Source organism: Micromonospora sp. URMC 105 (assembly GCF_051386295.1).
Lineage (GTDB): Bacteria > Actinomycetota > Actinomycetes > Mycobacteriales > Micromonosporaceae > Micromonospora.
In genome coordinates this window covers 24,658-36,425 of sequence record NZ_JBPQTL010000059.1, presented here as the reverse complement: position 1 = coordinate 36,425, position 11,768 = coordinate 24,658, and the positions used below count along the sequence as shown (strand labels likewise).

The following is an 11,768-nucleotide window of genomic DNA, read 5'->3' as shown; positions in this document are numbered from 1 at the left end:
CGCGGGGGCGGCCCCGCCGGGGCGGGGCCGCGCGTCAGGCGGTCTCGGTGATGGGCCGGTCGACCCAGCTCATCATGGCGCGCAGCTTCTGGCCGGTCTCCTCGATCGGGTGCGCCGCACCCTCGGCCCGCCACTTGGCGAAGTTCGGCCGGCCGGCCTCGTCCTCGGCCACCCACTCGCGGGCGAACTCGCCGGACTGGATCTCACCGAGGATCTTGCGCATCTCCTCCTTGACCCGGGAGTCGATGACCCGCGGGCCACGGGAGAGGTCGCCGTACTCGGCGGTGTCGGAGACGCTGTAGCGCATCCGGGCGATGCCGCCCTCGTACATCAGGTCGACGATCAGCTTGAGCTCGTGCAGGCACTCGAAGTAGGCCACCTCGGGGGCGTAGCCCGCCTCGGTGAGCACCTCGAAGCCGGTCTGCACCAGCGCCGCCGCGCCGCCGCAGAGCACCGCCTGCTCGCCGAAGAGGTCGGTCTCGGTCTCCTCGGTGAAGGTGGTCCGGATCGCGCCGGCCCGGGTGCCGCCGATGCCCTTGGCGTACGACAGGGCCAGCTGGAACGCGGTGCCGCTGGCGTCCTGCTCGACGGCGACCAGGCAGGGCACGCCCTTGCCGTCGACGTACTGGCGGCGGACCAGGTGACCCGGGCCCTTCGGGGCGACCATCGCCACGTCCACGTCGGCCGGGGGCTTGATCAGGTCGTACCGGATGTTGAAGCCGTGGCCGAAGAAGAGCGCCTTGCCGGGGGCGAGGTTGGGGGCGATCGCCTCGGCGTAGAGGCCGCGCTGCGCGGTGTCCGGCGCCAGGATCATGATGACGTCGGCCTCGGCGGCCGCCTCGGCCGGCGTGAGCACCCGCAGGCCCTGCTCCTCGGCCTTCGGCCGGCTCTTCGAGCCCGCCGGCAGACCGATCACCACGTCGACGCCGGAGTCGCGCAGCGACAGCGCGTGGGCGTGGCCCTGGCTGCCGTACCCGATCACCGCGACCTTGCGGCCCTGGATCAGGCCCAGGTCGGCGTCGTCGTCGTAGTACACCTCAACGCTCATTGACTTCCCTTTCGTACGGCGGTCCGAGCGGCCCGTCGTGGACTTGTGCGGTGGTTCGGGCGGCGCGGAGCGCCGGCGAGGTCGGATCAGGCGGCGCGCAGCGCGGGCCCGGCGGTGATGGAGCGCGAGCCGCGCCCGATCGCCACCGTGCCGGACTGGACCATCTCCTTGATGCCGAACGGTTCGAGGTCGCGCAGCAGCGCGTCCAGCTTGTCGGGGGTGCCGGTGGCCTCGATGGTCAGCGTGTCCGGCGCGACGTCGACCACCCGGGCCCGGAACAGGTTGACCGTCTCCAGCACCTGCGCCCGGGCGTTGCGGTCCGCGCGGACCTTGACCAGCAGCAGCTCCCGGGCCACCGAGACCTGCGGGTCCAGCTCCACGATCTTGAGTACGTTGACCAGCTTGTTGAGCTGCTTGGTGACCTGCTCCAGCGGGGACGACTCGGCGTTGACCACGATGGTGATCCGGGAGACGTCCGCGTTCTCGGTCTCACCCACGGCGAGGCTGTCGATGTTGAACCCGCGCCGGGAGAAGAGGCCGGCGACCCGGGCCAGGACACCCGGCTTGTTCTCCACCAGCACGGACAGGGTGTGCAGGGTCATCAGATTTCATCCTCGTCGAAGGCCGGGCGGACGCCACGGGCGAACATGATCTCGTCGTTGCTGGTGCCGGCGGCCACCATCGGCCAGACCATCGCGTCCTTGCCGACCACGAAGTCGATCACGACGGGTGCGTCGGTGATCGCCATCGCCGCTTCGATCGTCTTGTCGACGTCCTCGGCGTTCTCGCAGCGCAGGCCGACACAGCCGAGCGCCTCGGCGAGCTTGACGAAGTCCGGGATGCGGTGCTTGTGGGTGCCCAGCTCGGTGTTGGAGTACCGCTCGCCGTAGAAGAGGGTCTGCCACTGCCGGACCATGCCGAGGTTGCCGTTGTTGATCACGGCGACCTTGACCGGGATGCCCTCCAGCGCGCAGGTGGCCAGCTCCTGGTTGGTCATCTGGAAGCAGCCGTCGCCGTCCACCGCCCAGACCACCGTGTCGGGGCGGCCGACCTTGGCGCCCATCGCCGCCGGGACGGCGTACCCCATGGTGCCGAGGCCGCCGGAGTTGAGCCAGGTGCCCGGCTTCTCGTACGAGATGAACTGGCTGGCCCACATCTGGTGCTGGCCCACGCCGGCCACGTAGACCGCGTCCGGGCCGGCGATCTCGCCCAGCCGCTTGATCACGTACTGCGGGGAGAGGGTGCCGTCGGACGGCTCCTCGTACCCCAGCGGGTAGCGCTCACGCAGGTCGTCCAGCTGGGTCCACCAGTCGCCGAGGTCGGCCCGGCGGCCGGCGTTGCGTTCGGTGGCGACCGCGGCGATGAGCTCGTCGATCACGTGCTTGGCGTCGCCGACGATCGGCACGTCGGCGTGCCGGTTCTTGCCGATCTCGGCCGGGTCGATGTCGGCGTGCACCACGGTGGCGTCCGGGGCGAACGAGTCGAGCTTGCCGGTGACCCGGTCGTCGAAGCGCGCCCCGAGCGCCACGATCAGGTCGGCCTTCTGCAGGCCGTAGACCGCGGCGACGGTGCCGTGCATGCCGGGCATGCCCAGGTGCTGGCGATGCGAGTCGGGGAACGCCCCCAGCGCCATCAGCGTGGTGACCACCGGGATGCCGGTCAGCTCGGCCAGCTTGCGCAGCCCCTCGGTGGCGCCGGCCTTGAGCACGCCGCCGCCGACGTAGAGCACCGGGCGGCGGGCGCTGGACATCAGCCGGGCCGCCTCGCGGATCTGCTTGCCGTGCGGGTGCAGGGTCGGCCGGTAGCCGGGCAGATCGAGGGTGGGCGGCCAGCTGAACGTCGTCGGTGCCTGGAGGACGTCCTTGGGGATGTCGACCAGCACCGGCCCGGGCCGCCCGGTGGAGGCCAGGTGGAAGGCCTCGGCCAGCACCTGCGGGATCTCCTCCGGGCTCTGCACCAGGAAGTTGTGCTTGGTGATCGGCAGCGTGATGCCCTGGATGTCCGCCTCCTGGAAGGCGTCCGTGCCGATCGAGGGTCGCGCGACCTGGCCGGTGATCGCCACCATCGCCACCGAGTCCATGTACGCGTCGGCGATCGGGGTGACCAGGTTCGTCGCGCCCGGGCCGGAGGTGGCGATGCAGACGCCGACCCGGCCGGTGGCCTGCGCGTACCCGGTGGCGGCGTGTCCGGCACCCTGCTCGTGGCGGACCAGGATGTGCCGCACGGTCGAGTCGTAGAGCGGGTCGTAGGCGGGCAGGATCGCCCCGCCGGGAATGCCGAAGACGACGTCGACGCCGAGCGCCTCGAGGGACCGCACGAGGGAGCCGGCCCCGGAAACCTCAGCCGGAGCGGGCTGCCGTACGGCCGGGGTGGCCGCGGCGGCCCCGCGCGGCGCGGGGGTGTGGTCGGCGTCGCTGGCCGGCTCGGTGGCCGTGCGCGCCCGCCGGGCGGAGTGGGCGAGTGTCTCTGGCGTGGGTCTCGTCATGGCGGTTCAGGCCTTCGGCTGGAGGGTGGAGGCTCTTTCAACACGTGCGACGCGGGCGGCGCCCGCCCCGGTGGAGTCCGACGGCAATAAAAACGGCCCTCGTGCAGATGCACGGGGCCAGCGCACTCTCGGTGAAGGAGAGTGCGCTCAGGTAAGTACTCGCAGCGACCGGATCGACGACATGTGGACCAGCCTGACGCATCTCACGCGATGAGTCAACTGATCCCACATCTTGGTTCACGAACGGGGGACACCGTCTCCCGTCGCGGGCTTGGCGACCGGCCCCACCTGGGCCGATCCCATCCCACCAACGCGCGGGGCCGGCACCACGCGCGGGCCGGGCAGCGGCGTGGCCGGCAACGGCGCGGGGCGGGCGCCCGGCGACGTCGCGGCGTCCAGCATCGCCTCCAGGTGCTCGGCCGGGACGCCCCAGCCGAAGAGCGCGCCCTGGCCGAAGCGGCAGCCGGCGGCGACCACCGCGGCCAGCTCCGTCGGCGTGGTGACGCCCTCGGCGATCACCTCCAGCCCGAGCTGGTGCCCGAGGCGCATGACGATGTCCACCATCGGGGCGAAGGCCGGCCCGTCGGTGTCCACCGGGCGCACCGGTTCGTGCTCGGCGACCAGGCTGTGGTCGATCTTCAGGATGTCGATCGGCAGCCGGCGCAGCTGGCCCAGGGACGAGTAGCCGGCGCCGAAGTCGTCCAGCGCGATCCGCACCCCGGTACGGCGCAGCGCGGTCAGCCGCCGGATCAGCTCGTCGAGGTCGGTGGCGACCGCGTGCTCGGTGACCTCCAGCACCAGCCGCTGCGGCGGCACGTGGTGGGCGCGCAGCGCCTCGGCCACCTGCACCACGTACTCCGGCGCGTGCAGCTCCCGGGGCGAGACGTTGACCGAGACCCAGACGTCGTGGCCGTCGGCCAGCCAGCGGGAGAGCTGCCAGCAGGCCTGGTGCAGCACCCAGGCGCCGAGCTTGGCGATCATCCCGCACTCCTCGGCGAGCGGGATGAACTCGTCGGGGCGCACGTTGCCCAGCTCCGGGTGGCGCCAGCGCAGCAGCGCCTCGGCGCCCACCGGGCGGACCGACGGCAACGAGGCGACCGGCTGGAAGACCAGCCGCAGCTCGTCGCGCTCGATCGCGCCGCGCATCTCGTGCTCCAGCCGGGTACGCCGCAGCAGCAGCTGGTCGTGCGTGCCGTCGTAGCGCTCGATGCGGTTCTTGCCGCGCTGCTTGGCGTACCGCAGGGCGAGGTCGGCGTGGCGCAGCAGCGCCACCGAGTCGGCCTCGCCGCACTGGCCGGCCACCCCGATGCTCACCGACAGGAAGACCGGCCCGCCCGACTGCTCGTACGCCCGGCCGAGCACCCCGAGCAACCGCTCGGCCACCCGGTCGGCCTCGGCCGGCCGGCCGCGCATCAGCACGGCGAACTCGTCGCCGCCGAGCCGGGCGGCCAGGTCACCGGGGCGCAGGTTGCCCCGCAGCCGCCGGCCCACCTCCGCCAGGACCATGTCGCCCACGTCGTGGCCGCGCATGTCGTTGACGTTCTTGAAGCCGTCCAGGTCCAGCCCGAGCAGCACGCAGCCGACGCCCTCGTCGGCGCAGCGTTGCAGCTCCCGCAGCAGGCCCCGCCGGTTGGCCAGGCCGGTCAACGGGTCGGTGTGGGCCAGCTCGCGGAAGTGCGCCTCGCGCTCGGCCAGCCGGCCCGCGTACCCGCGCATGTCGTTGAGGGTGAGGTACTGCCGGGCCACCAGGGCGAACCCCTCGACGCTGCCGGCGACGATGGCGAGCGCGTCGAAGCGGCCCCCCTGCACGAGGTGGTACATCGCCGAGCCGGCCATCGCGAACATCGGCACGAAGGCGTACGCGCCGTCGCGGCGGATCAGGTCGACGTCGACCTGCCCCGGCACCTCGACCCGGTGCACCGCGAGCGCGACCGCCAGCAGGCCCAGGGCGAGCAGCGCGGCGCTGACCAGGATCATCTCCGGGCCGCCCTGGCAGACGCCGCCGGCCACGCCGAGCCCGCCGACGGCGTTGGCGGTGATGCCGGCGCCGAGCAGCCCGAACCGGCCCCGGGGCGGGTCGGCGCGCAGCAGCACGATCAGGGTGACCCCGACCGTCAGCGCGGCGTTGACCGTGGCCAGCAGGATCGCCGGGCAGGCGATCGGGGTGGCCGACCCGAGCAGCCGGGTCGGCCCGGAGAAGAGCACCCAGCCGACGAACCACAGGGCGGTCGCGACGATCAGCGCGTCCAGCAGCAGCCGGGCGGTCGCCGGCCGGGACACCACCGCCCCCGGTAGGCGGAGCAGCCCGGCGGCGGCGGCCAGGCCGCTCAGCGTCACCGCGACGGAGATCAGGACGGGCCAGCCGTTCAGGCGCGCCGGATGAGGCGGGTGGTGCGGGTCGGCGAGCACCAGGCCCACCCCGACCAGCAGGCCGACCAGGGCGAAGCCGCCGGCGGCGGCCAGCAGCGCGTACGGCCGGCGCTCCGGGCCGCCGCGACGCCGGGCCGACCCGACGAGCAGCACGGTGGCGACCAGGGCGACCAGGGCGCCGGGGAGCGCGACGGCGACCATGCCCGGGGGGAAACGCACGTCCTCAACTGTGCCGGATCGGAGCGCCGAGCGGGGCACCGGGTGTGCATCTGTTGGGACACGCTCCGACCGCCGGGGGCCGCCGTCGGGACGGTGCCACACTGGTACCCATGCCTGAGCTGCGGTCGAGGACCTCCACCCACGGTCGGACGATGGCGGGCGCCCGGGCCCTGTGGCGGGCCACCGGGATGACCGACGACGACTTCGGCAAGCCGATCGTCGCCATCGCCAACAGCTTCACCCAGTTCGTCCCCGGCCACGTACATCTCAAGGACCTCGGCGGCCTGGTCGCCGACGCGGTGGCCGAGGCCGGCGGGGTGGGTCGCGAGTTCAACACCATCGCCGTCGACGACGGCATCGCCATGGGCCACGGCGGCATGCTCTACTCGCTGCCCAGCCGGGAGCTGATCGCCGACGCGGTGGAGTACATGGTCAACGCGCACTGCGCGGACGCCCTGGTCTGCATCTCCAACTGCGACAAGATCACCCCGGGGATGCTGCTGGCCGCCCTGCGGCTGAACATCCCGACCGTCTTCGTCTCCGGCGGACCGATGGAGGCCGGCAAGACGGTGGCGATCGAGGGGATCGTCCACTCCAAGATCGACCTGATCGACGCGATGATCGCCTCCTCGAACGAGGCGGTCACCGACGACCAGCTCGGCGAGATCGAGCGTTCCGCCTGCCCGACCTGCGGCTCCTGCTCGGGCATGTTCACCGCGAACTCGATGAACTGCCTGACCGAGGCGATCGGCCTGGCGCTGCCGGGCAACGGCTCGACGCTGGCCACCCACGCCGCGCGCCGGTCGCTCTTCGTCGAGGCCGGCCGCACCGTCGTGGAGATCGCCAAGCGCTGGTACGACCACGACGACGCCTCGGTGCTGCCCCGCGTCGTCGCCGGCCGGGCCGCGTTCGAGAACGCCGTCGCCCTGGACGTGGCCATGGGCGGGTCGACGAACACGATCCTGCATCTGCTCGCCGCCGCCCGCGAGGCCGAACTGGACTTCGACGTGGCGGACATCGACGAGATCTCCCGCCGGGTGCCCTGCCTGGCCAAGGTCGCCCCGAACTCGCCGCAGTACCACATGGAGGACGTGCACCGGGCCGGCGGCATCCCCGCCATCCTCGGCGAGCTGGACCGGGCCGGCCTGCTCAACCGGGACGTGCACGCCGTGCACTCCCCCACGCTGACGCAGTGGCTGGCCGACTGGGACGTCCGGGGCGGCTCGCCGAGGCCGGAGGCGGTCGAGCTGTTCCACGCCGCCCCGGGCGGGGTGCGCACCACCGAGCCGTTCTCCACCAGCAACCGCTGGTCGTCGCTGGACACCGACGCGGCCGACGGCTGCATCCGGGACCGCGAGCACGCGTACTCCGCCGACGGCGGGCTGGCCATCCTGCACGGCAACCTCGCCCCGGACGGCTGCGTGGTGAAGACCGCCGGGGTGCCCGAGGAGTGCCTCACCTTCCGCGGCCCGGCGAAGGTGTACGAGTCGCAGGACGACGCGGTGTCGGCGATCCTGGCCAAGCAGGTCGTCGCCGGCGACGTGGTGGTGATCCGCTACGAGGGCCCGAAGGGCGGCCCCGGCATGCAGGAGATGCTCTACCCCACCTCGTTCCTGAAGGGTCGGGGGCTGGGCCGGGCCTGCGCGCTGCTCACCGACGGCCGCTTCTCCGGCGGCACCTCCGGGCTCTCCATCGGGCACGTCTCGCCCGAGGCGGCCTCGGGCGGCCTGATCGCCCTGGTGCAGGAGGGCGACGAGATCGTCATCGACATCCCGGGCCGGTCGATCTCCCTGAACGTGCCCGAGGACGTGCTCCAGGCGCGCCGGGTGGCCGAGGAGAAGCGGGACAAGCCGTACACCCCGACCGACCGCCAGCGCCCGGTGTCGGCGGCGCTGCGCGCGTACGCCTCGATGGCGACCTCGGCCAGCGACGGCGCGTACCGGCGGGTGCCCGAGTAGCCGGTGCGGCGGTCACCCGGTCGGGTGACCGGGGACGCGCCATGCCCGCGATCGGGTGAACGTCGGCCGGCGTGTCGTGGCGTGGCGGGCATGTGCCTGATGAGCGATATACCTGAGAGGCATGAATATGCCTCCCAGGTATATCGCTCGTGGGTGGGTCCGCGTCCGCGCAGATCACGCTGGGTGATCGACCGCCGTGAGCCGGCTGGCCACGGGTGCGGCGCTACTCGGCGCGCGGGTCGTCCAGGTCGTGCGTGCCGGGCCTGCCGGCCGGGCCTCGCAGGACACCGGCCGGCCGCCGTCCGTCGCGCCTCACGCCGTCGCTCCCTCACTGGCTGCGGGGACCGGCCGGGTCGTGCCGACGATGTCGTTGACGCAGCGCAGCACCGGCCGGGCGGTCAGCGCCGCCGCGTCCAGCGCCGCGTCGGCCCGCACGGTGAAGGTGGTCGACTCGCCCGGCAGGAGGGTGACCAGCGCCTGGTCGACCTCGGCGGACGGGTCCAGCCGGTCCGGGAAGAGGGTCAGGTCGCGCAGCACCGTCCGGGCGGTCACCCGGACCCGCAGGCCGCCGTCACCCGGCTCGACCGTCGCGTCGAGGCGGGCCGCCGGCCAGTCCACCTCCCGGTCCTCGGCGAAGAACCAGAGCGCCCGCTCGGCCGTGTCGCCGGCCTCGGCGACCAGCAGCTCCCGGCGGGCCTCCGCCGGCCCCGCCACGTCCGTCGGCAGCGCCAGCACCACCGCCGAGTACGCCGGGACGTCCAGCGGGTAACCGGCCTTCGCCCTGGGCTCGCCGGCCAGGGTCAGCCGGGTCACCGTCGCCGGGGCCCGCCACGGCTCGCCGGTCTCGTTGACCGCCACCAGGGCCAGCCCGCCGTCGCGGGGCTGGACGGTGAGCAGCCGGTCGGCGTACGCCCGGCGCAGCGCGTACCAGAGCGGTTTGGGGCGGCCGTCGCCGTCGACCGCCGACCAGGAGGTGACCGGCCAGCAGTCGTTGAGCTGCCAGACGATGGTGCCCGCGCAGACCTCCCGGTGCGAACGGAAGTGCTCCACCCCGAGCTGGATGGCCCGCGCCTGGTTGAGCTGGGTGAGGAAGTGCCAGTCGTCGAAGTCGGCCGGCTCGGGCAGGTGGGCGTCGAGCCCGCGCCGGAGCTTGGCGTCGCCGTCGGCGGCCTTCTGGTGGTGCGCCATGCCGGGCGAATCGGGCGCGAGGGGCTCGTCGGTCAGCGCCCGGCGCAGCGTCGCGTACGCCGGGGGCGCCTGGTAGCCGAACTCCGCGACGAAACGCGGCACGTACTCGCGGTACTTCACGTAGTCGTCGGTGTTCCACACGTCCCAGATGTGCGTGGTGCCGTGCGCCGGGTCGTTGGGGTGGATCTCCTCGCTGCCGGACCACGGGCTGCCCGGCCAGTACGGCCGGGTCGGGTCCAGCTCGCCGACGATCCGGGGCAGCAGGTCGAGGTAGTAGCCGCGACCCCAGGTGCGCCCGGCCAGCGGCTCCTGCCAGTCCCAGTCGTGCCAGCCCCAGATGTTCTCGTTGTTGCCCGTCCAGAGCACCAGCGACGGGTGCGCGGCCAGCCGGGTCACCTGCTCGGTGGCCTCGGCGGCCACCTCGGTGGCGAACGGCTCCTCCTCCGGGTACGCCGCGCAGGCGAAGAGGAAGTCCTGCTGGACCAGCAACCCCAGCTCGTCGGCGAGGTCGTAGAAGTCCTCCGACTCGTACCGGCCGCCGCCCCAGACCCGGAGCAGGTTCACCCCGGCCCCGGCCGCCTGGCCGAAGCGGTGCGCCAGCCGGTCCCGGGTGATCCGGCTGGGGAACGGGTCGTCGGGGATCCAGTTGACCCCGCGGACGAAGACCGGGGTGTCGTTGACGTGCAGGGCGAAGGGGGTGCCGTGCGCGTCCGGGGTGGTGTCGAGGCGTACCGACCGGAAGCCGATCCGGCGGGACCAGCTGTCCAGCGTCCGGCCGTCCGGCGCGCAGAGCGTGACGTCGAGCCGGTGCAGCGCCTGCGCGCCGTACCCCCGGGGCCACCACAGCTCCGGATCGCGGACGGTGAGGGTCACCACGGCCGTGCGCTCCCCCGCCGGGACCAGGACCTCGACGGCCGCGCCGGCGACGGTGGCTCGCACGCTCAACGGGGTGTCCCCGGCGCGCTCCACCTCGACGTGCAGCTCGATCCGCCCCTCGCCGTCGGCGACGGTGACCAGCGGGCGGACGGTGGCGAGCCGGGCGGTGGACCAGGCGTGCAGCCCGATCTCCTGCCAGATCCCGGCGGTGACCAGGGTGGGCCCCCAGTCCCAGCCGAAGTTGCAAGCCATCTTGCGGATGAACTGGAACGGCTCCGGGTAGGCGTTCGGCCGGTCGCCGAGGGCGTCGCGGTGCCCCTCGGCGTAGCGGTACGCCGAGTCGAAGCGGACGGTCAGCGTGTTCGGCCCCGGCCGCAGCAGCGCGCCGACGTCGAACCGGTGGCTGCGGTGCATGTTCTCGGTACGCCCGACCTCGACGCCGTTGACGGTGACCGTGGCGACCGTGTCGAGGCCGGCGCAGACCAGCTCGACCCGGTCGTCGTCGCCCGGCTGCCGGTCGACGGTGGTCTCGTAGACCCAGTCGGTGCGCCCGATCCAGCCGAGCGCCGTCTCGTTGTCGTCGACGAACGGGTCGGGGATCAGGCCCGCGGCCAGCAGGTCGGTGTGCACGCAGCCGGGCACGGTGGCCGGCACCGCCCGGCCGGCGACCCCGTCCGGCACCTGCGGCCCCGGTACGGCCCGCAGCGTCCAGCCCTCGTGCAAGCTCTGCCAGGTCACGACTTCACCGCGCCTTCCATGATCCCGCGGACGATCTGACGCCCGCCGATGAACAGCATGACCAGCAACGGCACGGTGGCGATGAACGCGCCGGCGAGCACCCGACGGTAGATGACGTAGTTGCCGCTGGCCAGGTCGGAGACGGCCACCATCGAGGTGGGGTAGTCGGTGCCGCTGAGGGTGATCAGCGGCCACTGGAAGTCGTTCCAGGTGGCGACGAAGGTGAGCAGGCCGAGCACCGCCAGGGCCGGGCGGATCGCCGGCAGCACGATGTTCCAGTAGACCCGCATGGTGGTGGCGCCGTCGACCCGGGCGGACTCGACCAGCTCGTCCGGCACGGTGTTGACGATGAACTGCCGCATGTAGAAGACCCCGAACGCGGTGACCAGGCCGGGTGCGATGACCGCCAGCAGGGTGCCGTTCCAGCCGAGCTTGCCCATCACGATGTAGAGCGCCACGATGCCGAGCTGGTTGGGCACGGTCAGGGTGAGCACCACGAAGAGCATCAGCCCGCGGCTGCCCTTGAAGCGCAGCTTGGCGAAGGCGAACCCGGCCAGCGAGCAGAAGAACAGCACCGAGGCGGTCACCACCGTCGAGACGATGACGCTGTTGACCAGCGAGGCGGCGAAGTAGACGTCCTGGAGTGAGAAGACCTCCCGGACGTTGACCATGAACTGGTCGCCGGGGACGACCGCCGGTGGGATCTTCGCCAGCGCCTCGTCGGTGCTGGTGGCGATGACGAACATCCAGTACAGCGGGAACGCGGCGAACAGGATCGTCACCGCCAGCAGCAGGTAGGTCCAGACCGAGGCCGGGGTGTCCTGCGGCGCCCGGCCCATCAGGGTGGGCCGGTTCCGCCGTACCGTTACCGGCCGGGGCGGCGCGG

General features: G+C 72.8%; 7 protein-coding genes. 1 reads left to right on the top strand and 6 read right to left on the bottom strand.

The features are described from left to right. Positions 1–34: 34 nt before the first annotated feature. From ilvC to ACSNN7_RS19125, 4 genes are all read right to left on the bottom strand, one after another. Entirely contained in the window at positions 35–1,048 is a 1,014-nt protein-coding gene (gene ilvC, locus ACSNN7_RS19140) for a ketol-acid reductoisomerase (RefSeq protein WP_210778156.1), read from the bottom strand. 86 nt (positions 1,049–1,134) lie between these two features. Further along, a complete protein-coding gene (gene ilvN / locus ACSNN7_RS19135; protein ID WP_436682196.1) occupies positions 1,135–1,650 on the bottom strand; it encodes an acetolactate synthase small subunit in 516 nt (171 codons plus the stop codon). Then, on the bottom strand, positions 1,650–3,533 hold the full coding sequence (locus tag ACSNN7_RS19130; protein WP_436682194.1) for an acetolactate synthase large subunit: 1,884 nt from the start codon (positions 3,531–3,533) through the stop codon (positions 1,650–1,652). The genes ilvN and ACSNN7_RS19130 overlap by 1 nt, the downstream gene beginning before the upstream one ends. A gap of 237 nt (positions 3,534–3,770) precedes the next feature. Next, complete coding sequence (locus ACSNN7_RS19125) at positions 3,771–6,122, bottom strand: putative bifunctional diguanylate cyclase/phosphodiesterase (RefSeq protein WP_436682192.1); 2,352 nt, start codon at positions 6,120–6,122, stop codon at positions 3,771–3,773. Between the two features lie 110 nt (positions 6,123–6,232). Between ACSNN7_RS19125 and ilvD the strand changes: the two genes are divergently transcribed. Then, positions 6,233–8,080: a dihydroxy-acid dehydratase gene (ilvD, locus tag ACSNN7_RS19120; RefSeq protein ID WP_436682191.1), complete on the top strand. Its 1,848-nt coding sequence runs from the start codon at positions 6,233–6,235 to the stop codon at positions 8,078–8,080. 312 nt (positions 8,081–8,392) lie between these two features. Here the strand turns inward: ilvD and ACSNN7_RS19115 are convergent, their stop codons facing one another. Together ACSNN7_RS19115 and ACSNN7_RS19110 are read right to left on the bottom strand one after the other, a co-directional pair. Then, a complete protein-coding gene (locus ACSNN7_RS19115) occupies positions 8,393–10,882 on the bottom strand; it encodes a glycoside hydrolase family 2 protein (RefSeq protein WP_436682190.1) in 2,490 nt (829 codons plus the stop codon). Further along, complete coding sequence (locus ACSNN7_RS19110) at positions 10,879–11,721, bottom strand: carbohydrate ABC transporter permease (RefSeq protein ID WP_436682197.1); 843 nt, start codon at positions 11,719–11,721, stop codon at positions 10,879–10,881. The genes ACSNN7_RS19115 and ACSNN7_RS19110 overlap by 4 nt, the downstream gene beginning before the upstream one ends. Positions 11,722–11,768 lie beyond the last annotated feature (47 nt).

What these genes read in the sequence shown, in the direction of transcription:
- ACSNN7_RS19130 (WP_436682194.1), bottom strand. Translation starts at nt 3,533, where the DNA reads ATGACGAGACCCACGCCAGAGACACTCGCCCACTCCGCCCGGCGGGCG.
- ilvC (WP_210778156.1), bottom strand. Translation starts at nt 1,048, where the DNA reads ATGAGCGTTGAGGTGTACTACGACGACGACGCCGACCTGGGCCTGATC.
- ilvD (WP_436682191.1), top strand. Translation starts at nt 6,233, where the DNA reads ATGCCTGAGCTGCGGTCGAGGACCTCCACCCACGGTCGGACGATGGCG.
- ACSNN7_RS19110 (WP_436682197.1), bottom strand. Translation starts at nt 11,721, where the DNA reads ATGGGCCGGGCGCCGCAGGACACCCCGGCCTCGGTCTGGACCTACCTG.
- ilvN (WP_436682196.1), bottom strand. Translation starts at nt 1,650, where the DNA reads ATGACCCTGCACACCCTGTCCGTGCTGGTGGAGAACAAGCCGGGTGTC.